17 protein-coding genes and 1 tRNA gene are annotated in these 22822 nt (G+C 68.9%); 11 read left to right on the plus strand and 7 right to left on the minus strand.

Annotated elements, in window-relative coordinates; translation table 11 throughout:
* Positions 1–8 precede the first annotated feature (8 nt).
* From DYI42_RS09100 to DYI42_RS09130, 7 genes are all read left to right on the plus strand, one after another.
* Positions 9–1868 (plus strand): TRAP transporter permease, encoded by a 1860-nt coding sequence (locus tag DYI42_RS09100; RefSeq protein ID WP_213545620.1) that lies wholly within the window; start codon positions 9–11, stop codon positions 1866–1868.
* Positions 1865–3208 carry an acyclic terpene utilization AtuA family protein gene (locus DYI42_RS09105; RefSeq protein ID WP_213545621.1) on the plus strand — a complete coding sequence of 448 codons (1344 nt, stop codon included), beginning with the start codon at positions 1865–1867 and terminating at the stop codon, positions 3206–3208. Before DYI42_RS09100 ends, DYI42_RS09105 begins: the two co-directional genes overlap by 4 nt.
* The gene (locus tag DYI42_RS09110) at positions 3195–3509 is read left to right on the plus strand and encodes an AtuA-related protein (RefSeq protein ID WP_213545622.1); all 315 of its coding nucleotides are present in this window, start codon (positions 3195–3197) and stop codon (positions 3507–3509) included. The genes DYI42_RS09105 and DYI42_RS09110 overlap by 14 nt, the downstream gene beginning before the upstream one ends.
* A 592-nt stretch (positions 3510–4101) precedes the next feature.
* On the plus strand, positions 4102–5154 hold the full coding sequence (nadA, locus tag DYI42_RS09115) for a quinolinate synthase NadA (RefSeq protein ID WP_213545623.1): 1053 nt from the start codon (positions 4102–4104) through the stop codon (positions 5152–5154).
* Position 5155: 1 nt separating this feature from the next.
* The gene (locus DYI42_RS09120) at positions 5156–6745 is read left to right on the plus strand and encodes an L-aspartate oxidase (RefSeq protein WP_213545624.1); all 1590 of its coding nucleotides are present in this window, start codon (positions 5156–5158) and stop codon (positions 6743–6745) included.
* Positions 6742–7590, plus strand: a complete 849-nt coding sequence (nadC, locus tag DYI42_RS09125) for a carboxylating nicotinate-nucleotide diphosphorylase (RefSeq protein WP_213545625.1) — start codon at positions 6742–6744, stop codon at positions 7588–7590. Before DYI42_RS09120 ends, nadC begins: the two co-directional genes overlap by 4 nt.
* A gap of 340 nt (positions 7591–7930) precedes the next feature.
* Positions 7931–11152: a hypothetical protein gene (locus DYI42_RS09130; RefSeq protein ID WP_213545626.1), complete on the plus strand. Its 3222-nt coding sequence runs from the start codon at positions 7931–7933 to the stop codon at positions 11150–11152.
* A gap of 407 nt (positions 11153–11559) precedes the next feature.
* On the opposite strand, the gene DYI42_RS09135 is transcribed toward DYI42_RS09130, so the two are convergent.
* Both DYI42_RS09135 and DYI42_RS09140 read right to left on the minus strand, forming a co-directional pair.
* Positions 11560–11635, minus strand: a tRNA-Thr gene (locus DYI42_RS09135).
* Positions 11636–11682: 47 nt separating this feature from the next.
* On the minus strand, positions 11683–13335 hold the full coding sequence (locus DYI42_RS09140; RefSeq protein WP_213545627.1) for an ABC transporter permease: 1653 nt from the start codon (positions 13333–13335) through the stop codon (positions 11683–11685).
* A gap of 133 nt (positions 13336–13468) precedes the next feature.
* Here DYI42_RS09140 and DYI42_RS09145 point away from each other — a divergent pair, with 133 nt between their 5' ends.
* Positions 13469–14344: a hypothetical protein gene (locus tag DYI42_RS09145; RefSeq protein WP_213545628.1), complete on the plus strand. Its 876-nt coding sequence runs from the start codon at positions 13469–13471 to the stop codon at positions 14342–14344.
* Between the two features lie 102 nt (positions 14345–14446).
* On the plus strand, positions 14447–15520 hold the full coding sequence (locus DYI42_RS09150; RefSeq protein WP_213545629.1) for a Hint domain-containing protein: 1074 nt from the start codon (positions 14447–14449) through the stop codon (positions 15518–15520).
* A gap of 66 nt (positions 15521–15586) precedes the next feature.
* Here the strand turns inward: DYI42_RS09150 and DYI42_RS09155 are convergent, their stop codons facing one another.
* Positions 15587–15865 (minus strand): DUF2312 domain-containing protein, encoded by a 279-nt coding sequence (locus DYI42_RS09155; RefSeq protein WP_140014886.1) that lies wholly within the window; start codon positions 15863–15865, stop codon positions 15587–15589.
* Between the two features lie 102 nt (positions 15866–15967).
* Between DYI42_RS09155 and DYI42_RS09160 the strand changes: the two genes are divergently transcribed.
* Positions 15968–16207 (plus strand): hypothetical protein, encoded by a 240-nt coding sequence (locus DYI42_RS09160; protein ID WP_244867753.1) that lies wholly within the window; start codon positions 15968–15970, stop codon positions 16205–16207.
* 44 nt (positions 16208–16251) lie between these two features.
* Here DYI42_RS09160 and DYI42_RS09165 read toward each other — a convergent pair whose 3' ends face one another.
* Entirely contained in the window at positions 16252–18132 is a 1881-nt protein-coding gene (locus DYI42_RS09165) for an enoyl-CoA hydratase-related protein (RefSeq protein ID WP_213545630.1), read from the minus strand.
* A 118-nt stretch (positions 18133–18250) separates the two neighbouring features.
* On the minus strand, positions 18251–18571 hold the full coding sequence (locus DYI42_RS09170; RefSeq protein WP_213545631.1) for a TraR/DksA family transcriptional regulator: 321 nt from the start codon (positions 18569–18571) through the stop codon (positions 18251–18253).
* Between the two features lie 134 nt (positions 18572–18705).
* On the opposite strand from DYI42_RS09170, the gene DYI42_RS09175 reads away from it, so the two are divergent.
* Positions 18706–19131, plus strand: a complete 426-nt coding sequence (locus DYI42_RS09175; protein WP_213545632.1) for a TIGR01244 family sulfur transferase — start codon at positions 18706–18708, stop codon at positions 19129–19131.
* 303 nt (positions 19132–19434) lie between these two features.
* Here the strand turns inward: DYI42_RS09175 and DYI42_RS09180 are convergent, their stop codons facing one another.
* Positions 19435–20655, minus strand: coding sequence for a FliM/FliN family flagellar motor switch protein (locus tag DYI42_RS09180; protein WP_213545633.1), 1221 nt, complete (start codon positions 20653–20655; stop codon positions 19435–19437).
* A gap of 112 nt (positions 20656–20767) precedes the next feature.
* Positions 20768–22822 (minus strand): ATP-binding protein (locus DYI42_RS09185; protein ID WP_213545634.1); only part of this gene is annotated, 2055 nt, incomplete at its 5' end.

Here is a 22822-nt window from a genome sequence, read left to right on the forward strand (position 1 = left end):
CGGGCGTCATGACAGCCGAGCGCATCCAGAAGGGGCTGGCGATCCTCGTCGGCCTCTTCGTTCTCTACACCGCCGCGACCGGCCCGTTTGAAGGGCTGATCCAGCGGGCGCTGTTCCTCGCGCTCGTCGCCGCGCTCGGCTTCGCGCTCTACCCGCTGGGCGCGGGCAAGTCCTGGCGCCCTGTGGGGCTGGCGGTGGATCTTGCCCTCACCGCCGTCACCATGGCGGCCTGCGGTTACGTGGTGGTCAACTACGAGCGGATCATGACCGAGCTGCCCTGGGCCAAAGGGCTCGATATGGCGCTGACGGCGGGCCTCGTGCTTGCGGTGCTGGAGCTGGGGCGGCGCACGGTGGGGCTGATCTTTCCGGTGCTGGTCTGCCTCGGGCTTGGCTACGCGCTCTTCGGCAACCTGCTGCCCGGGCCGCTGCGCCACCGGGGCTTCGGCGTGGATTTCGTGACCGAAACCATCTTCCTCGGCGACCTCGGTATCTGGGGCATGCTCACCGGCGTTGCCGCCACCGTCATCGCCGCCTTCGTGCTCTTCGGCGCGCTGCTGCTGCACACCGGCGGCGGGCAGGCCTTCATGGACCTCGCGATGCGCCTTGGCGGGCGCCAGCCCGGCGGCGCGGCCAAGATCGCCACCATCGCCTCCGGTCTTTTCGGCATGATCTCGGGCTCTGCCGTGGCCAATGTGGCCACCACCGGCAACTTCACCATCCCGATGATGATCCGGCTGGGCTACCCGCGCCCCTTTGCCGCCGCCGTCGAAGCGGTGGCCTCCACCGGCGGGCAGATCGCCCCGCCGATCATGGGGGCGGCCGCCTTCGTGATGGCCGAAATCCTCGGTGTGCCCTACCTCACCATCATCGTCGGGGCGATCCTGCCCGCCGTGCTCTTCTACCTTTCGGTTTTCATGACGGTGCATTTCGTCGCGCTGCGCCGGGGCCTCGCCGTGGTGCCTGACTCCGAGATGCCCGACTGGACCACCATCCTCGCCCCGCGCCGGGTGCTGCCGATCCTCGCCGCGCTCGGCGGGCTGGGCGTGGGCATCTGGCTGGGCCGCTCCATCGCCACCTCCGCCTTCTACGGCATCCTCGGGCTGCTGGTGGCCTTCCTCGCCACCGAGGCCGGGCGGCTCTCGGCGCGGCAGATGGCGGGCAAGCTGATTGCCGGGCTGGAAGACGCGGGCAAGGGCATGGTCATCATCGGCGTGCTGCTGGCCGGAGCGCAGGTGCTGGTCTCGATGATCAACCTCACCGGCATCGGCGTTACGCTCTCCTCCCTGATCGTCTCGATCGCGGGAGACAGCATCGTGCTCGTGGCCATCATCGTCGGCTTCGTCTGCCTGATCATGGGGATGGGCCTGCCGACCACCGCCGCCTACGTGCTGGTCGCCGCCGTGCTGGCCCCGGCGATGACGGCGGTGGGGGTGGACCCGCTGGCCGCCCATCTCTTCGTCTTCTACTTCGCCACCATCTCCGTCATCACCCCACCGGTCTGCGTGGCAGTCTTCGTCGGCTCGGGCATCGCGGGCACCAACTGGCTGCCCGCCGCGGGCGAAGCGGTGCGGCTGGGCGCCGTCACCTATATCGTGCCCTTCCTGCTGCTGCTCTATCCCGGCATGCTGCTGGGCGGCACCCCGCTCGACATTCTGGAGGCGATTGCCGCCGGTCTGGTGCTGGTCATCGCGGTGCCGGGGCTGCTGTCAGGCGCGCGGCTCTTTGGCCATCGGGCGCCCGATGTGGCGCTCTACGCCGCCATCATCGCGCTGGCCATCTACCCCCACCCCGTCACCCCCTTCATTGCGCTGGCGCTGCTGGCCGGCGCCTTCTTTGCCGGGCGCGCCAGGCGGGAGGCCATGGTATGAGCGTGGTTCGGATCGGCGCAGGCGCGGGCTTTCAGGGCGACAGGCTGGCCCCTGCGGTGGACCTGGCGGAGCGCGGCGCGCTGGATTACCTCGTGTTCGAATGCCTGGGCGAGCGCACCATCGCGCTGGCCCAACAGGACCGGATCAGCCATCCGGAGGCGGGATATGACCCGTTGCTCGCGCGCCGCATGCGCGCGGTCCTGCCCGCCTGCCACAAGAATGGCACGCGCATCATTACCAACATGGGTGCGGCCAACCCGCGTGGTGCGGCCAAACGCACCGCCGAAATCGCGCGTGAGCTGGGGTTGACCGACCTCAAGATCGCCGCCGTCACAGGCGACGACGTGCTCGACCGGATCGGTGACTACATTCTGGACGAAACCGGCGAACCCGCCTCCGCGCTCTCCGAGCGGCTCGTTTCCGCCAACGCCTATGTTGGCATCGAGGGTCTGGTTTCGGCGCTGGAGGCGGGGGCCGACGTGGTGATCTGCGGTCGCGCCTCCGACCCGTCACTGTTTCTCGCGCCGCTTGTCCACGAGTTCGGCTGGGCGCGGGATGACTGGGCCCGGCTCGGGCGCGGCGTGCTCGTCGGCCACCTGCTGGAATGCGCCGCCCAGATCACCGGAGGGTATTTTGCCGACCCCGGCGTCAAGGACGTGCCCGACCTCGCCCACGTCGGCAACCCGCTGGCCAGCGTCGATGCAGAGGGAAACGCCACGATTACCAAGTTGCCGGGCACCGGCGGGCAAATCACCCGCGCCACCTGCATCGAGCAGATGCTCTACGAAATTCACGACCCGGCGCGCTATCTTCAGCCCGACGTGATTGCCGACTTCTCCGGCGTCACCTTCGCCCAGACCGCGCCCGATTGCATCGCCGTCGCCGGTGCCCAGGGCCAGGCCGCCTCGGGCCTCCTCAAGGTGTCGGTCGGCTATCGTGATGGCTGGATGGGTGAAGGCCAGATCACCTATGCGGGGGCCAATTGCGTGGCACGGGGCACCCTGGCCATCGAGGTGGTGCGCGCGCGCCTGAAACCGCTGGAGACGCGGATTCACGAGGCACGCGGCGAATTGATCGGGCTGAACTCGGTGATCCCGGGAGCAGAGCCAGCCGCCGGGGTGCCCGAAGTGCGGATGCGCTATGCCGCCCGCTGTCAGGACGCCGAAGCCGCCCGGTGCGTGGGCGAGGAGGTCGAGGCGCTCTACCTCTCAGGGCCGGCCGGTGGCGGCGGGGCGCGCAGCCACCACCGCCCTGTTCTCGCAATCGGCTCCACGCTCATTCCGGCTGCCGAGGTCGTCGCAACGGTCAAGATGATGGAGGCCGAGGATGAAATTGCATGACATCGCCCATGGCCGCACCGGCGACAAGGGCGACATTTCCAACATCTCGGTCATCGCCCATGACCCGGCGCATTGGGCATTGATCCGCGAGGTGGTCACGCCGGAGCGCGTGGCAGCACATTTCGGATGTTTCGCGCCGGAGGCGATCACGCGCTACGAACTGCCTGCACTGCATGCGCTCAACTTCGTGATCCGTGGCGCGCTGACCGGCGGCGTCACCCGCTCGCTGGCGCTGGACGCGCATGGCAAATGCCTTGCCTCGGTGTTGCTGGAGATGCGAATACCGGACAGGGCTGGATGAGGTTGACGCAAGCCGAAAGGGTGTTTCGCAACCGGGCTGCATCGCGCAGGCCAAAGATCGCCCTGTCGCCTCCGGGCCAAACCCCAGTCGAGAGACCTTGGCTCTGCGTTCTGACCCCAAGCCTGCCTGAGATCGGGAGAAAGGAACAAACGGTTTCACTCTCGCCCCTCCCGGCCAAGGTCATGTCCGTCAGTTGACCATGGAGCGCGTTGCCCGGCCCGCGATCTTCCGCAACCGCCGGCCGATGCCGCGCACGGGCGCTGGCACAAACAGCGACAGAACCACACTCAACGAACTTGGCTTCCGCCTGTCGGCCCTCGACCCTATCGAAGCCACCGGACCAAGCGCACCAGGCAGCCCGCCGTGCAAGCCGCCGACGTTGCCCCGGTGCCAAGCGACCCGCTGAGTCTCCATGGCGTTTCCAGTTGCGTTTGCGCCGCCGGGGTTTGGCATGTTTGCGCAAGGCGTCCCATGCCACCCAAGCGCGAACTTGCCCTTGGGTCATTCGCTCCGTAGAAGTCCCCCAGCCGTCGGTTCCGGCGCGCTGCCCTGCCCATGAGGCGATCCGAACCAACTTGAGGACCATTCTCCCTTGCTCGACCAGCTCGCGCTGCGCGCCGAACTCGCCGATCACTACGATCTCGCGCCTTCAACCGAAATCGCCACGGCCACATCCGATCTCTACGCGCGGATGAGCCGGGTCGTCACGCCGCCCGACTGGGCGATTCATGCCCCCTACGTCGCGGCCATCAACCGGCTGAAGAAAGAGCGCGATGCGGTGATTCTCGCGCATAACTACATGACGCCCGAAATCTACCACGGCATCGCCGACGTGGTGGGCGACAGCCTGCAACTGGCGATCGAGGCCACGAAGGTCAAGGCGCAGGTGATCGTGCAATGCGGCGTGCACTTCATGGCCGAAACCTCCAAGATCCTGAACCCCGCCAAGACCGTCCTGATCCCCGACATGGAGGCCGGCTGCTCGCTGGCCGAGAGCATCACCGCCGAGGGCATTGCGGAGATGCGCCGCCAATATCCCGGCGCGCCGGTGGTGAGCTACGTGAACACCACCGCCGAGGTTAAGGCGGCCTCCGACATCTGCTGCACCTCTTCCAACGCCGCCCAGATCGTCGCCGCGCAGGAGAGCGACACGATCATCATGACGCCCGACAAGTACCTCGCGCAGAACGTGGCCAAACAGGTGCCACAGAAGCGCGTGGTCTGGTGGGACGGCGCCTGCATCGTCCACGAGCAATACACCGCCCGCGACCTGAGCGACTTTCGCGGCTGGAACCCCGGCACCCGCATCATCGCCCACCCCGAGTGCCCGCCCGACGTGGTGGCCGAGGCCGATTTCTCCGGCTCCACCAGCGGCATCATCGACTATGTCACGCGGGAGCAGCCGGAGAAGGCGATGCTGGTGACAGAATGCTCGATGGCTTCCAACATCGCCGACGCCTTGCCTGAGGTGGAGTTCGTCGGCCCCTGCAACATGTGCCCCTACATGAAGAAGATCACGCTGGAAAAGGTGCTGTGGTCGCTTCACAGCATGGAGGGCGCGGTGGAGGTCGAAGAGGCCGTGGCCGCGAAGGCCCGTGTGGCCGTGCAGCGGATGATCGACCTTTCGGCGCGGCTGGCCGGCTGAGGTGGCGGGCCCGATAGAGACGTCCCGCGTTATCATCGTCGGGGCGGGGCTGGCAGCGCATTACGCCGCGCTCAAGCTCGCCCCCCGCCCGGTGCTGGTGATCTCGCCCGAGCCACTGGGCAGCGGTGCCTCCTCGGCCTGGGCCCAGGGCGGCGTGGCCGCGGCGATGGACCCGGCCGACAGCGCCGAGGCCCATGCGCGCGACACCCTGCGTGCCGGCGCGGGCACCGTGGACGCCCGCGTGGCCGAGGCCGTCACCCGCGAGGCGCGCGAGCACATCCTCGACCTGACCGGGCTCGGCACCCCCTTCGACCGGACGGAGGACGGGGCCTATGTGCTCTCCCGCGAAGCCGCACACAGCTTCGCCCGCGTCGTCCGGGTGCGGGGCGATCAGGCCGGGGCCGAGATCATGCGCGCGCTCACCGCACAGCTGCGCGAGGCCACGCATGTGCAGGTGCTCGAAGGGGTGATGGCCACCGCGCTGGAGCTTTCGGACGGGCGCGTGACCGGCGTGTCGGTGGCGCGCTGCGATGCAGGCCTGAGCGAGAGCGTCGTTTTGCGCGGCCCGGCGGTGCTGCTGGCGGGCGGCGGCTCGGGCGGGCTCTACACGCTCACCACCAACCCGCCGCGCGTCCGCGGGCAGGTGATCGGCATGGCGGCCCGCGCCGGGGCGCAGATCGCCGATGCCGAGTTTGTCCAGTTCCACCCCACCGCCATCGCCTGCGGGCTGGACCCGGCGCCACTGGCAACCGAGGCACTGCGTGGCGAGGGGGCAGTGCTGATCAACCGGCACGGCGCCCGCTTCATGCTGGAGGCCCACCCCGACGCCGAGCTTGCCCCGCGCGATATCGTGGCCCGCGCCGTCTATGCCCAAACCCAGGCCGGGCTCGCCCCCGCGCTCGACACCCGCGCAGCCCTCGGCGCGTCGATCCTGCGCGACTTCCCCGCCGTTGCCGAGGCCTGCCAACAGGCCGGGATCGACCCGCTCACCCAGCCAATCCCGGTGGCCGCCGCCGCGCATTACCACATGGGGGGCGTCGCCACCGATGCCGCCGGGCAAAGCAGCCTGACCGGGCTCTGGGCCTGCGGCGAAGTCGCCTCGACCGGGCTGCACGGGGCCAACCGGCTGGCCTCGAACGGATTGCTGGAAGCGCTGGTCTATGGCCGCCGCTGTGCTCTGGCGATCAACGCCACCCTGCCCGCGCCCGGCGCTGCACAGGCGCTGCACCTGCCCGATCTGGGCCCGGCCGAGCCGCCCGATCCGGCGCTGGTAGCCGCGCTGCGCCAGGCAATGACCGATGGCGCGGGCGTCATCCGCAGTGCCGGGGGCCTCAACCGAACCCTCGCCGAGATCGCCCGGATCGAAGCCGCCCAACCCACCTGCGCGCCGCTGCTGAACATGACCGCCACCGCCACTCTCATCGCCGCCGCCGCACTGGCGCGCCGCGAGAGCCGGGGCGCGCATTTCCGCGCCGACCATCCGGAGGCCACGGGAGAAACCGGCACCCGCTCCTTCCTGACCCTCGCCGAGGCCTTCACCCTCCGCGATTCCGCCAACGCCACAACCACCGCTCCAAAGGCCCCCGCATGACGCACGCCCCCCTGCCCGACCTGATCCTCGAACCGTTCGTCCGTGCCGCCCTGATGGAAGATCTCGGCACTTCCGGCGACATCACCACCCGCACCGTCATCCCACCCGGCACGGCCTATACCGCCCGGCTCAACGCCCGCATGCCCGGTGTTGTCTCGGGCCTCCAGATCGCCGCGCTGGCCTTCCGGCTGGTCGATCCGGCGCTGAACATCACCACACACAAGGCCGATGGCGACGCGGTCGCACCGGGCGACCTGCTGATGGAGATCGCAGGCGATGCCGCCTCGATCCTCGCCGCCGAACGGGTGGCGCTCAACTTCGCCGGGCGCATGTCGGGCATCGCCACCCTCACCGCCGCTTTCGTGGCAGAGACGCGCGGCACGAAAGCCCGCATCACCTGCACCCGCAAGACGACGCCGGGGCTGCGCCTCGTCGAAAAGCAGGCTGTCCTGCACGGCGGCGGCTTCAACCACCGCTTCAACCTGTCGGACGCAATCCTGATCAAGGACAACCACATCGCCGCCGCCGGTGGCATCCGTCCGGTATTGCAGGCGGTGAAGGCGCACGCCTCGCATATGCTGCGCTGCGAAATCGAGGTCGACCGGCTGGATCAGCTTTCCGAGGTTCTGGACGAGGGCGGCGCCGACGTGGTGCTGCTCGACAACATGGACACGCAAAGCCTTACGCGGGCGGTCGACATGGCCGCCGGGCAGGTGGTGCTGGAGGCCTCGGGAAACATGCAGCTGGAGCGCATCGCCGAGGTTGCGGCCACCGGGGTGGATTATATCTCTTCCGGCGCGCTGACCCATTCCGCCAGCGTTCTGGACCTCGGCCTGGATTTCTAGGCAGCAGCGAGAGCGGCAGAGCCCGCGAATCCCGGCCGGAGTTCCGCGCCACGACCGGCGACCAGGCACAGAGACGCGCTCAATGGCAGGACCAGCACGTGCGACGATCAAGGCCTGACCGCGGAAAGGGCCATCGATATCGGCCAGCTCCGCCACCCGGTCGCGCAGCAAATCGCGAAACATCCGCGCCGCAGATCACCCGGAACAGGGTAGCGTTTTCTGAGCCGTGAGCGCGGCTTGGCACAGTCTCAGACGGTCCCGGCTCAAACAAACCCTGCAGCCAACATTGACTGCGCGGCATCCCTGCCGAGAATGGGGAGGCCCGAACGGAGGAACCATGATGTTCCGGATCTGCAAACTGGCTGCCTGCGCCGCTGTGCTCTCCTTGCCTTCCGCACCGACGGTCGCCGATGACTTTCTGGCGCTCGTGCCGGTGGAGGGAACGGCTGCTCTGCCCGTCAGCGAACCTACGCTGGAAAAACTGACAGACAGCGATGAGAGCACCAGCGCGACCTTCGATGTCGAGGCCGGCGGCTCGGTGGACCTCGTCTTCCGGTTCGATGAGATCGTCAGCGGCTCTACCCTCGTGCTTACCCTCGCAGAGGGCCGCAACGCTCCGCCTGGCCGCGTCGACGTGCTGACCTCCACGATCTCCTCCAACAGCGGGTTTCGCTCGGTGCTGGACGAGCGAATAGATCCGCTTAAGCCCACCCAGCGCTTCCCGCTCCGGCCCGCAGCGACCAGTTGGGTGATGATCCGCCTGTCCCCCGCCGCCGAAGCGCGTTCGGTCACGCTCGCGGACCTGGGCATCGAAGGCACCTTGGGCCCGCCTGCGACGACCTACCAGTTCGGCGAAAGCCCCACCGGCGCGCTCCAGATCATCGAGGGCCTCGCCGCGCTCGGCACGGGGGATCTCTCTCTCACGACGGAGGAACGCGAGATCTTTGATCGCGCGGCAGGTGGCGCGCTGTCGCGGGAAGACTTCGAGGAAATCGCCCTCTTCGCCTCCGGCATCCGCAATGCTGACGCCCGCGCGCGCTACATCGCCCGGCTCGATGAAATCGAGGCCGAGCTGCGCCGCCAGATCGACACCAACCTGCCGCCCGCAGAATTGGCCGGTCAGATGCTGCCCTGGCTGCATGACAAGGTCCTGACTGCCGGTTACCGCGAGAAGCAAACCGACCTGTCGGTGCTGCTCGACGAGGGCCTGTTCAACTGCGTGTCCTCAGCCGTTGTCTACAACGCCCTCGCCCTGCGCCTCGGCCTCGACGCGCGGGCAATCGAAGTGCCCGACCACGCCTTCTCGATCGTTTACGACGGGGCCAACCACATGGACGTGGAAACCACCACGCCGCAGGGCTTCGACCCGCGCCGCGAGAAGATCGAGGCCTTCGAGGCGCTCACCGGGTTCAACTACATCCCCGAGTCGAACCGCTCCAAGCGGCGCGAGATCGGCGCGGCCGGTCTGGCGGCGCTGATCTACTACAATCACGGCGTCATGCACCTCCGGGAGGGCCGCTTCCACGAGGCGCTGCTCGCCAACTTCCGCGCCATGAGTCTCGACCCGGAGTTCTCCTCGGCGGCAACCAACGCGCTCGCGTCCCTCGGAAAGTGGAGCATCGCCCTCTCCTCGGACGGGCGCTGGGAGGAGGCGGTTCAGGTCGCCGCCCTCGGGCGCAGGCTCGCGCCGGACGACCGCGGCCTTGCGAGCAACCAGCTCGCCCTGTGGCAGCGCTGGGCGTTCCAAACCGCCGATGCGGGCGATCCCGCCGGCGCGCTCGACCTGCTCACGCGGGCTGCCGCTGAGATCCCCGAAGAGGATTTCGCCCCCTGGCGCGCAGCGATCTTTTCACGCGCCGCGGAGACGATGATCGAAAACGGACGATGGGAGGCCGCGCTGGCCTTCGGCGAAGAGGGGTTGGAAACGCTGGAGGGCGACGCACGGAACGAGCTGCGCGACTGGCATGCCCAAGTCTACCTCCGCTGGAGCAACCGGCTCATGGACGCCGGGGCCTTCTCCGAGGCGGCCGATGTGCTCGCGGCAGGCCTTGCCGCCTATCCCGACTCCCGGCGCATCGCGCGCAATCTGCGCTACCTCGGTCAGGAATGGGCGCGCGCCGGGGCCGATTTTCCCTCTGGTCTTGGCGCACTCCGGACCATGGCAGAGCGCTTCCCCGACGTAGACGGCCTCGACGACGTCACCGAAAGCTACGTTGCCCGCGCGCTCCGCGACGCCGCCGCCGAGCGCCCCATCGATGACGCTCTCCCGATGGCGGCCTTGGCAAAGCCGGTCCTCGCACTCGTCCGCTCAGAGAAGGACTTCGGCGCCCACGTCTACAGCCTCTACGCCGATGCCTTGCTCCAGGCGGAGGATTGGCCGGCGGCAGCGCAGATCTATGCCGACGGGCTCCGTGCCCACCCCGACGACCGGCACCTCAAGAACAACGCGCGTTTCGCCGCCTCCAAGTGGCGCGAGGCCGCGCTTGCCGAAAGCCCCGAACGGCTGGCCGAGGTCACGGCCCGTCTGCGGGAGCTTTTCCCCTTCTTCGCAAAACCCGGTGCCAATGAGCGTGAGATCATCCTGAAAACGCAAGAACTTGCCAAGGCAGGCGACTACGCGGGCGCGCTGGCCTTTCTCAACTCGACCCAACTCCTGCTGACCGACAAGACATGGCGCGACCTTCGCCTGCTCATCGTCGACCGCGAGGCACAGGCGGCCATGTCGGCGCAGGACTGGGAGCACGCGGCGCGGGTTTATTCCGCAGCGCGGGCCGAATTGGACGACCCAAAGCTCTTTTCCAACAACGTCGCCTACATCGCGCAGGAATGGACCCGAAGCGCCGGTGCCGAGGGGGGCGCAGCCTCCGTCGCCGGGCCACTTTCGGTGCTGGGCACGCTCTTTCCGGGCGACGAGGCGGTTGCCGAGATGGGCAAACGCACGCTGGAATGGATGATCTCGACGCTGCTGGACGAGGGCAAGGTGGACGCCGCGAAAGAGCAGATCGCCCTCGCCCGCGCCTTCCTGGAGCCCGAGCAGGTCCGCTCCCTCACCATCACGCTCTACAGGCGCTGGGGAGACAACCAGCTTGACCGAAAAGCCTGGCGCGACGCGCTATCGGCCTATGCAACCGGCCTTCAGGTCGTCCCGGACTCGTCCGACCTGAAGCGCAATATCCCCTACGTCCAGCAGGAATGGGCGCGGCAGGCCCTGGCAGAAGGCGACGTGGCGGGCCTGCTCGCGGCTGTGGAAGAGATGAAAGCAATCCTGCCGGACAGCAAATCTCGCGAGGATGTGGTGGTGTCGATCGTGTCAAAACGGGTCGACGAACATCTCTCCGCCCCGGCCCCGGAACACGCGCTCGACCTCGTCAACGCGCTCTCTGGCGCCCTCTCGGCGGACAAGACCCACGACCTGAAGGTCTACACCTACGAGAAATGGGCCCGCATGCATTTCGAATCCGACTGGGCGCGCGCGGCAGAGATCTACGAGCTCGGCCTGACGGACGTCGGAAAGAGCTCGCTTCTCGACAACAACCTGAAATACGTGCGCTCGAAACTGTAAGCCTTTGCGTGTGCAGGCAGACTGCGCCCGAACCGGAGGGGGACAAAGCCGCTTCCCCACCGCGCCGGCTGAGGATGCCCCGTGCACCGAGATGCACTGCAATCGCCCTGAGCAACGCATGCTCCCCCCGCACGGGGTGCCGCCATCACCTCCGCCAGCCCTGCCACGGCATCATCCGAATGGCGCGATACCGTCGCCCGCAGCGCCAATGCCGCGCGGCTCGTCGGACCGCCGATTCGCAATGTGCCACCAGGCAGCGACGCACCCTGAGCTTCAAGAACATCAAAGCGCGCGTCAAAACGCGCCACTGCAGAACAGGGAAGCAACCGTCACGCGATGCGCCACATCCTGTGCGCGTCCTGGCACTCAATTACAGCAGCGGGCGCACGCCAAAGTTCCTGATGTTCTGGTGCCCCCAGAGAGACTCGAACTCCCGACCCACTGATTACAAATCAGTTGCTCTACCAGCTGAGCTATAGGGGCACTGCGGGGCGAGAGGTAGCGTGGCGGGGGCCGTGGTGCAAGCCCTTCTAGCGGTTCGCCCGGGCCAGCAGCGCGACGGCAGCGAGGCCGGTGGCGCAGATCATCAGCGCGGGCGGGGCGGCCTGGGGCAGGTGCTCCAGCGAGGCCTCCTCATAGACCCGCACCGCCAGCGTGGAATAGTTGAACGGGCGCAGAAGCAGCGTGGCTGGCAGTTCCTTCACGCAATCCACGAAGACCAGCAGCAAGGCGGTGCCCACCGAGGCGCGCATCAGCGGCAGGTAGATTGACGCCAGCACGCCCCGGCGGGTGCGGCCCAGCGCGCGGGCGGCGAGCGGGATGTTGGGCGAGATCCGCCCGAAGGCCGCATCCGCCGCGCCCTGCCCGATGGCGAAGAAGCGCACCACGTAGGCAAAGACCAGCGCGGCGGCGGAGCCTGTCAGCACCAGCCCCGGGTCCCACCCCGTCAGCGCCTGCACCGCGTCGGCCACCCGGTGATCGAGCGCGGCAAGCGGCAGAAGCACGCCCACGCCCAGCACCGCGCCCGGCGCGGCATAGCCCAGCGTGGTCACCGGCAGCAGCATCCGCGGCAGCGCATGGCCCGAAAGCCGCACGCCGTACACCATGAAGAGCCCCGCCGCCACCGTCAGCACCGCCGCCACCCCGCCGACCACCAGCGTGTTGCCCAGCGCCTCCAGGAGGCGCGGGTCCAGCCAGTCGGCCTTCGGGCCCAGCCCGTGATGCACCATCACCCCGACCGGCAGCAGAAAGCCCAAGGAGAAGGGCACCATGCAGAGCCCGAACGCCAGCCAGCGCCGCACCGGCCCCAGCGCCTGCGGCGCCACCGGGCGTACGCCCCGAGCGCCCTGGTGCACCTTGGCGCGGCGCCGCGAGGCCCGCTCCAGCACCACCAGCACCAGCACCAGCACGAGGATCACGCAGGCCAGCTGCGCCGCCCCGCCCGCGTTGCCCGCCTCCAGCCAGGCCGAGAAGATGCCGGTGGTCAGCGTCTGCACGGCAAAGAACTCCACGGTGCCGAAATCGCTCACCGTCTCCATCATCACGATCGCCGTTGCGGCGGCGATGGCCGGGCGCGCCAACGGCAGCCCCACCCGCCAGAACCGCGCCACCGGCCCCGCGCCCAGCGCGCGCGCCACCTCATAGGCCCCGCCCGGCTGCTCGCGGAAGGCCGCGCGGGCCAGCAGGTACACATAGGGATAGAGCGAAGCGGCAAGCACCAGCACCGCCGCCCAGCGGGAGCGAATGTCGGGAAACCAGTAGTCCCGCGCGCTGGTCCAGCCAAAGGCCTCGCGCAGGGCGGTCTGCACCGGCCCCGCGTATTCGAGGAAGTCCACCAGCGCGTAGGCCCCCACGTAGGCGGGCACCGCCAGCGGCAGGAACAGCGCCCACTCCAGCCAGCGCCGCCCCGGAAAGCGATACATCACCACCGTCCAGGCCGCGCCCGCGCCCATCGAGGCCGCGAGCACGCCCACGCCCAGCATCAGCACTACCGTGTTTTCTAGGTAGCGCGGCAGAACCGTGGCGGCGAGATGGGGCCAGATATTCTCGGCCGGGGTCAGCGCCATGACGACGACGGCGGCAATCGGCATCAGCACCAGCACCGCAATCGCCACCGACCCGGTCGACCATCCGTTCAACCGCGCCCGCCGCCTTCTGCCCTGCCCTGTGCTTACATCTGCCATGATTGCTCCCTACCCTCCCGGCAATAACCCCTGCAAGGCCAATGGAAAGCGGTTTATCTGCCGGGCAAAGCACCATATTGTGCGGCAACGCTTGGGGGCGAAGAGGCAAAACGAGTAACGAGGGGACGATCCGATGCAGGTCGTGTACCACCTGGGCGCACATTGCACAGACAACGACAAGCTGTTCCGCTGCCTGCTCAAGAACAAGGGTGAGCTGGCCGAGATCGGCACAATGGTCACCGGGCCGGGGCGCTACCGCCGCGTGCTGCGCGAGGCGATGAACGCGCTCAAGGGCCAGCCAGCATCCGCCGAGTTACAGGAAGACATGCTCGCCGCCGTGCTTGACGAAGATCACGCCGAGCGGCTGGTGTTCTCAAACGAGCAATTCGTCTGTGCCGCCCACGCCGTGCTGGCCGAAAATCGGATCTACCCCCAGATCGGCGAGAAGGTGCGCTGGATTCGCAACCTGTTCCCCGAGGCCGAGGCCGAATTTCATATCGGCATTGCCAACCCGGCCACCTTCATCCCCGACCTGTTCGGGCGCTGCAAGGAAGAGGATTTCACCGCGTTCATCGCCGGCGTCACCCCGGTCGAGCTGCGTTGGTCCGATACCGTCGCGGCTATCCGCACCGCCGTGCCCGATGCCCGCCTCGTGGCCTGGTGCAACGAGGATACCCCGCTGATCTGGCCCGAGATCCTGCGCGACATGGGCGCCATGCCGGCCACCATGCCAATCGAGGGCGAAAACGATCTGCTGGGCACCATCATGTCGGAGGAGGGACTGTGCCGGATGGAAAGCTACCTGGCCTCACACCCGGTGAAGACGCCGCAGCAGCGCCAGCGCGTGGTCACCGCCTTTCTCGACAAATACGCCCGCCCCGAGGCCGTCGAGGTTGAGATGGACCTGCCCGGCTGGAGCGCAGAGCTGGTCGAGCAGCTCACCCAATCCTACGTTGAGGATGTCGAACGGATCCGTTCGATCGAGGGCGTCACTTTCCTCGCCCCCTGACCCAAGGGTTTCCCTAAAATTCTTGGCGGTTTTCCGAGCTTGTTAACCAAGCCTTCGGTGCCCGCGGCCTAAGCTCCGCGCGCAATTACCGGAGGCCCGTTCATGCCCATCACCATCACCGCGCCCGACAGCGAGTTCGGCATCGCAAGCGGCGCCAACGTCAACAGTGGCGATGGCACCTCGACCTTCGATTACCCGCCAAACTCCACCTCCAACCTCACCATCACCTCCAACACGGGCGACAGCTCGCCCTATCAGTTCTCGGTGGGCGACACCTATGATCTCACCTATTCCGGCAATAGCGGCGGCGGCACGCTGGAAGATGCCGTGGTCGTGCGCTCCGATTTCGTCGACATCAACGGCGATCAGGGCGGCGCGGTGGTGTTTGAAGGGGTCGATGGCAATGGCGACACCATCCAGGTCGTCTGGTCGCCCGAGTTCGACCTCGAACAATGGTATTGGGACAATCACGATCCGCAAAACCCGCCGGGTTTCTACACCACCGATCAGGACGGCTTGCAGCAATACGGCTACGTCTGCTTCGGCTTCGGCACCCGCATCGCCACCGAGGACGGCATGGTGCCGGTGGAGCGGCTGCGCGCGGGCCAGCGCGTGCTGACCCATGACAACGGCGCGCAACCGGTGATGTGGATCGGGCAAAGCCTCGTGCCGGGCCGGGCCGATGCCGCGCCCGTGCGCTTTGATGCCGGCGCCTTCGGCAACCCCGCCCCGCTCGTGCTGTCGCAACAGCACCGGGTGCTGATGGCCGATCCGCTGGCCGAGCTGCACTTCGGAGCGCCGGAGGTCTTCGTGCCCGCCCGCGCGCTCGTCGGGGTGCCGGGGATCGACCTCGTGAATGTCCATGAAATCGGATACGCCCACTTCATGCTGCCCCAGCACGAGGTGATCGAGGCCGAGGGGCTGGCCTGTGAAAGCCTCTATTACGGCGATGTCGCCCGCGCCCGCCTCGGCACGGCAGCCCAGTGCGAAATCGCCTCCATCTTCCCCGGCCTCCCGGGCAACATCGACCTGGGCGAGATCGGCGCGCAGCATTCGCTCCAGCTCGCCCGGCCCACGCTCAGGTTCTACGAGGCGCGCATGCTGGCTTCGTTGATGTGGGATATCGACCTGCCCGCCGAGCCGCGCGGCACGGCGCCGGGCTTCGTGGCGGCCTGAACGCCCGGCACTCCGCATGAAAACGCCGCCCGGAGGCGGCGCAATCCCTCGGCGCTGAGCGCCTGCTCACATGCCAAGCGCCTGCTTGTACATGTCCAGCACCGCCTCTTCCTCGGCAATATCGTCGGGCTCGCGCTTCCTGAGCGCGATCACCTTGCGCATCACCTTGGTGTCATAGCCCCGGCCCTTGGCCTCGGCCATCACCTCTTTCTGCTGTTCAGCGATGTCCTTCTTCTCGGCGTCCAGCCGCTCGAACCGCTCGATGAACTGGCGCAACTCGTCGGCTGCCACGCGGTAGCTGCCCGGCGTGCCGCCCTGATCGCCTCCGGTATCAACGTCGCTCATGTGAAACTCCTTCTGCCTCGTTCTCATTCTTGGCCACGGCGCCCTGAGTAGCGGCGCGCAGCGCGCTTGAAAAGCCCCACCGCACGGTGCTACCTCGCACGAATGGAACAAACCGCCGCTCTCGACCTGTCGCTTCTCGTCTGGCCCGGTGCCGCGCTCGCGCTCGCGGGCGTCATCGGCATCCTCGCCTGCGTCCGCTCGGTGATGAAAGCCCGCAACGCCGGGCTGCCCAACGAGGAAATGGTCGCCCACATGCAGAAGATGGGCGCATGGAACATGGCCGCCCTCGGTGTCTCGGCCATCGGGCTGGCGCTGGTGATCACGGGCCTGCTGCTGGGCTGACCCCGGGGCAGCTCTTCTGCCCGTCGGTCCTCATCCCAGCCGCGCTAAAGGTCCGCCCAGCCCTGCCCGTTCTTGACCAGCTCGGCAAACTGCGGCGCGGGGGCCCAGAGCGCCTCGCCATGGCTTTCGGCCCGCGCCTTGAGCTCCGCCTCCACCCGCGCCAGCCCGCGCGCCTCGGCCCACTGCATCGGCCCGCCCGCGTGGCGCGGAAAGCCCTCGCCCGCCATCATCGCCACGTCGATCGCGGCGGCGTTTTCGACCACGCCCTGCGCCAGCATCAGCGCGCCGGCATTGGCCATGGCCAGGCAGATCGGCGCGATGATCTCTTCCGCGCGCCAACCCGCAATATCGGCATCGCCCGCATCCGCCTCCGCCACCATGCCAAACCATGCCCGCGCCGCGGCCACCTCCTCGCGGCTGGCCTCGCCGCGCTTCACCATGTCGTCGCCCGCCGCGCGCCCGGCTGCGGCAATGAACTCAGCCACCGCAGGCTCGGCCCAGATCGCGGCCACGCCCAGCAGCCGGGCCAGCCCGAATCCACGCGCCACCGCTGCGCCCTCGGCGTCGGGCCGCGCGCCCACCTCCAGAAGGCCCGCTTCATGCGGCGGCCCGGCAAAGCGCAGGGCGATGAACCGCGCCTTATGCGCCAACGGCGCAGACAGCGTCTTCAATTCGGCGCGGCGCGCCGTCGTCGCCAGCACCGGCCCCGGCCCCAACAGCTCCGACAGGCGGGCCAGCAGGTCGCCCTTCAGCCCGCTCTCTTCCGGCATGGTCTCCACCACCAGGTCACAGCCCGAAAGCCCGCCATCGCGCTCGGCGCCGGACACCCGGCCAAGCGCCTGCGCCACGGCCTCCGGCTTCATCCGGCCTGCCGCCACCTCGCCCTCCAGATGCGCCTGCACCCGCCCGATCGCTGCCTCCAGGTGGCCGAGGTCCTGCTCCATCAGGCGCACCTCCGCGCCCGCCGCCGCCACCGCCGCCGCCAGCGACGTGCCCCTTGCGCCACCGCCCACCACGCCCACGCGCCGCGGTGCCGCGGGCTTCGCCTCGCCCAGCCGGGCGGGCCGCGCCACCGCGCGCTCGGCAAAGAAGGCATGGCGCAGCGCTGCCGACTGACGGCCGCCCCGCAACTCTTCGAAGGCCTCCAGCTCATAGGCCAGCCCGGTCTCGAAAGGCAGCAGAAGCGCACCCTCCACGCAGTCGATCACCCGGTGCGGGGCCTCCAGCACGGCGCGGGCCGGATCGGCCTCTAGCTCGGCCCGGGCGCGCGCCACCGCCGCCTCGTAGCCCTGCGGGTCGGCCAGGCCGGTGCGCAGATCACGGGTGCGGCGCGGGGGGGCGCCCTCGCTTCCCTGCCCGATCTCGCGGGCAAGCTGCACCGTCACCTCGGCCAGGTCACCCTCCACCACGCCGTCGATCAGCCCCAGCTTCTCGGCGGCGCGCGCGCCCATCGGCTGGCCAGTGAGCATCAGCCGAAGCGCCGCCTCTGCACCGATCAGCCGGGGCGCGCGCTGGGTGCCACCGCCCCCCGGCAGCAGGCCCAGGGTCACCTCCGGCAGCCCGAGTCGGGCGTCGGGCGTGGCAAGGCGAAAATGGCAGGCGAGCGCCAGCTCCAGCCCGCCACCCAGCGCCGCGCCCCGGATGCCTGCCACCACCGGCTTTCTGCACGCTTCGATCCGGTTGTAGAGCGTGCCAAACCAAGGGTCCTGCCCGTCTTCCTCGAACTCGGCGATGTCGGCTCCGGCCGAAAAGATGCGCCCCGCCCCGAGGATCGCCAGCGCCACCACCTTCGGGTCGGCTTCGGCGATCTGCACCGCCTCCCAGAGGCCGCGCCGCACCGCGAGCGACTGCGCATTCACCGGCGGCGCATCGATCACGATGCGCGCCACACCCTCCTGCACGTTGAGCTTGACCACTGTGCCCATTGCCGCCCCTTCCGCGTCACCCGATGCCGCTTGCCCCGCGGCTTAACGCATCAAAGCCGCGCCTGCCGGGAATGACAAGCGCGCCGAGGCAAAGGGGGGCGGCGGGGGGCCGCGCGGCTCAGGTGGCGCAGGCCTTGCAGAAGGGCGTGTGGGGCAGCAGGTCCAACCGTTCTTCGGAAATCGCGTCACCGCATTTCACGCAGTTGCCATATTCTCCCGCCTCGATACGCGCCAGCGCGGCCCGGATCGCGGCCATCTCGGCCTGGCCCTGCACGCCCTGGCCCTCCAGCACCTCGTCCTCCTCACGCTCGGTCGCCAGCTCTTCCCAGTCGGCGCTGTTGTGGCTCACCAGCTCGTCCTGAATGTCATGCAGCCGCACGTCCAGTTCGGCGAGGCGCGTTTCAAGCGCCGTCTTGCGGGCCTCTGTCGGGGTCGTCATCTCGGGCACTCCTTCCCACTCTGCTCCGCCCAGCCTATTGCGCTGGAACGCGGGCTTCATTGAGGTATATCAACTGCGAGGGCTGTCCGGTTCCGGGCGCCCCCCCGACGAACCGCGCCCAGAAAGGACATCCGATGGACCCCCGCCAGCTGACCCCTAAGCACTCCGTTTCGCCGCAGATCGCGCCCGAGGAGGTCGAGGCCATCGCGGCGGCGGGCTTTACCACGATCATCTGCAACCGCCCCGACGGCGAAGTGCCGCCGGGCCTCCAGGCTGCCGCAGTGCAGGAAGCCGCCGAGGCGGCGGGGCTGGCCTTCGTGGTCAATCCCGTGGTGCACTCCTCCATGACGCCCGAGGTGGTCGAGCGGCAACGCACCGCCATCGAAGAGTCCGCCGGGCCGGTGCTGGCCTATTGCCAGTCGGGCACCCGCTGCACCGTGCTCTGGATGCTGGGCGCCGCCCCGAGCACGCCGACCGATGAGCTTGTCGCCACGGCAGCCCGCGCCGGATACGACCTCGCCGCCCTCGCCCCCCGCCTCGACGCCTTGCGCAAAGACTGAGACGACGGCGGGCACGGGGGCTGCGCGTCACAAGCGCGCGTCTCGGCCCGCCCTGCCTCGCGGTCCGCCAGTCAGAACACCCGTCACCGCGCGGCAAGACGCCATCGGCGAAAAGCACGCCCTGCCCCGCAGCCACAGCGGGCAGAGAACCTGCACAGCGGCCACTACGGCTTCGCCCGCGATCCGCCTATGCGCGCAGCCGCTGTCCGCCGTCCTGGCATCGGGGCCGGTGCCGGTGCGCGCGCGCCCAGTTGCGCCCGCCATCCGCCACCGCCGCCCGGGCCCGCCCGTTCCGGCGCGCCCCTACGTCCCCGTCAGGTCGCCCAGGTCGTCGATCTCCGGCAGGTCCGGCAGAGCACCATCCAGCTCCGGCAATTCCGGCAGATCCGGCAGGTCTTCCACCCCTGCCAGCTCGGGAAGGCCACCCGGCTCATCGCTGCCGCCGATCTCCGGCAGGTCGGGCAGATCCGGCAAGCCATCGCCCTCCGGCAGATCGGGCAGATCCGGCAGATCGGGCATGTCAGGCAGGTCATCGCTCTCCGCAGCATCCACCTCCTCGTCCAGCAGCGCCATGGCCGCGCCCAGCGGGTCATCCGCCTCCGCCGCGCCCTCGGTGCCCTGCTCGGTGAGCCGCACCGCCCTCAGCCCCGCGCTCTGGCCGAGCCGCCCGCCCGAAACGGCGGTGCCATCGCCGGTTTCCAGCCGCAGCCTGCCGATCGCGCTTTCAGGCAGCGTCAACAGGTCACCCGGCGCGAAGTCGAGCACCTCGGCGATCGACCGGTCGAAGCGGTGCAGCACCGCCGTCAGCACCACCTCCGCCTCCATCACCTGCGCCTCGATCCGCCGCTCCCACGCCGCGCGGTCGTCAGGGTGCGGCGCGGCGTCCCCCTCCTCGGCGCTGGCGGGCCGCCCTTCCGGCGCGCGGCCCAGCGCGGGCAGGATGAGCTTGCCCGCCCCCTTGCGCGCGCCCGCCTCGATGTCGAGCGAGAAATCGAGCACGCGGTAAGGCTCGTCCTCCAGCATCAGCCCCAGCGGACGGGCATCCGGCAGATGACAGGAAAAGGCAAACCCCGAGAGCCAGCTTGCCGCCACCGCCTCGGCAAAAGTCTCCGCAAGGGCGCGCAGAACCGCGTCGATCCAGTCGGCGCAAAGTGCGGCATCGGTCCGGGTGGGTTTGCGCGCGGTGGGGCTGCCCGCCACCAGTGCGCCTGCCGTCTGCTTCTCGATCAGCGCGCCCATCAGCGCATTGTCGAGCACCATCACCCCCTGCGCCTCCTGAGGCCCCTCCAGCAGCGCATAAAGCCCGTTCTCGGGCACCTCATCCAGCAGTTCGGCCAGCGAGCGCGTCACCTGCCCGGTGCTCTCGGCGGCCACCACCAGCTCCATGAGCTTGTCCGAGACGCGGGCCATGGCGAGGCCCAGCGCCTTCTCGACAGGCGGAAGCCCGGCCACGGCAAGGGCCGGGTCGGGAGCGCCAGCCTCCAACTTGCGGCGCAGCACGAGCTCTCGAGGTGATTCCGTCATGGCTCCATCGGGCGTGGCCCGCCGTCCCGGCAGGCGTTTGGGCCGTTTTGGCATGCTGAGGTTTGAAATTGGTTAACCCCGGCTTGCTTTCCTCACGCAAGACCGGCCCGCCTCACGCCGCCTGCCCGGCTTGCCCCGCAATCGGCAGCCTTGCGCGAAAGGCCGCTCCCCCCTTGCCGGGCAGATAGGCCACCTCGCCCCCCAGCCGCGCCATGATCTCACGACAGATCGCCAGCCCCAGCCCGGCGCCGCCGGCAGCGGAAGTATCTGTCAGCCGGGCGAATTTCTCGAAGATGATCTCCCGGCTCCGCGCCTCGATACCCGAGCCGTTGTCGATGAAGTCCACCGTCAGCCAGCCCTCCCCCTCGCCTTCGCCCACCTCGATCGACAGTTCGGGCGCCGGCGCGTCGCAATATTTGGCCGCATTGGCGATCAGGTTGATGAACACCTGCACCAGCCGGTCGCCATCGGTCACAAGGGTGCGGGCCTCGCGTGCCGGATCGCGGCGAATGGCCAGGCTTGCCCCCGCCGGGGCGGCAGAGGCCACCGCCCTGTCAATCAGCTCGGCCAGTCGCGCGGGCGCGAGGTTCAGGCTCACCTGAGCGTTTTCCATCACCCCGAGGTCCAGCAGGTCGTTCAGCAGCCGGGTCAGCCGCTGCGCCTCGTCATGGATGATCCCGGCAAAGCGCGCCTGCTCCTCGGGCGCAAGGCCACCGTCGCGCATCAACTCGCTGAACGAGCGGATCGAGGTCATCGGCGTGCGCAGCTCATGGCTGATCTGGCTGAGGAAGGCGTCCTTCTGGATCGAAAGCTGGGTGAGTTTCTCGTTGGCATCGCGCAGCTGGCGGGCGGTGCGGGTCAGCTCGTCGGACTTCTGCTCCAGCTGGCTGGAGTACTCCAGGATCTGCTGCGCCTCGTCCGCCACCCGCATCAGGTCTTCCACCAGCACCGAGGAGCCGCCCGCAAGCTGGCCCACCATGGCATGGGCCGTCGCCGCGCCGACCGAGCCCGCCAATTCCCGCTCGATCTGGCTGAGAAACTCCGGCGTGATGTCGGGCAGCTGTCCCGCGCGCCCCTGCGCCTCGGCCTGGCGGCGGAAGAGGGCCTGCGCCTCGCTTGCGCCGAGAATGCGCTGCGCCATCATCAGCAGATCTTCCGCCTCCGCGCTGCCCCGCGTCCAGCCCCGCGCGCCTACCGTATGGGCAAAAACGTTCACCACCTGCGCCGATTGCAGCCGCTCCAGCGGGCCGGGGAAGCTGGCCAGCGACACCACGAGAAAGCAAAGCGCGTTCAGCCCCACCGACCAGAAGAGCGAATGCACCAGCGGGTCCATCCCCTCGATCCCGAACAGCGCGCGCGGCCTCAGCCAGGCCAGCCCCATCGGCCCCTCCGCCAGCACCGCGGCGCTGATCGGCCCGCCGGGGCCGAAGCTGGGCAAGAAGAGCGTCCACGCCCAAAGCCCAAACCCGGCCAGCAGCCCCGCCACCGCGCCCTTGCGGGTCGCACCGCGCCAGAACAGCCCGCCCATCAGCGCCGGCAGCACCTGCGCAACCCCGGCAAAAGAGATGAGGCCAATGGCCGCCAGCGCCTCCGAGCCGCCGGAGACCCGGTAGTAGAAGTAGCCCAACAGCAGCACCCCGGCGATGGAGATGCGCCGCGCCGTGAGCACCACCGCCCGCACATCTCCCGCCATCATCGCCCCGCCTACCTGCTGGCGGCGCAGCCAGAGCGGCATCACCACATGGTTCGAAACCATGGTGGAAAGCGCGATGGCCGCCACGATCACCATGCTCGTCGCGCTGGAAAGCCCGCCAAGAAAGGCAAGCATCGCCAGCCCGCCCCGCCCTTCACTGAGCGGCAGCGTGAGCACGAATAGGTCGGGGTTGGACCCCGCGGGCAATCGCTCCAGCCCCATCACTGCGATGGGCACCACGAAAAGGCTCATCAGCATGAGATAAAGCGGAAAGGCCCAGGAGGCGGTGGCCAGATGCGCCTCGTCGGCATTCTCCACCACCAGCACCTGGAACATCCGGGGCAGGCAGAGAATCGCGGCAGCGCTGAGAAAGATCAGCCCGGCCCAGCGGCTGGGGTGCAGCGGCCACTCGGCCATGGGCGAGGCGTCGATCCGCGCCAGCATGTCGCCCACGCCCCCCGCCATGCCCCAGAC

Origin of the sequence: Vannielia litorea (assembly GCF_018424695.1) — a bacterium.
Taxonomy (GTDB): Bacteria; Pseudomonadota; Alphaproteobacteria; order Rhodobacterales; family Rhodobacteraceae; genus Vannielia; species Vannielia litorea_A.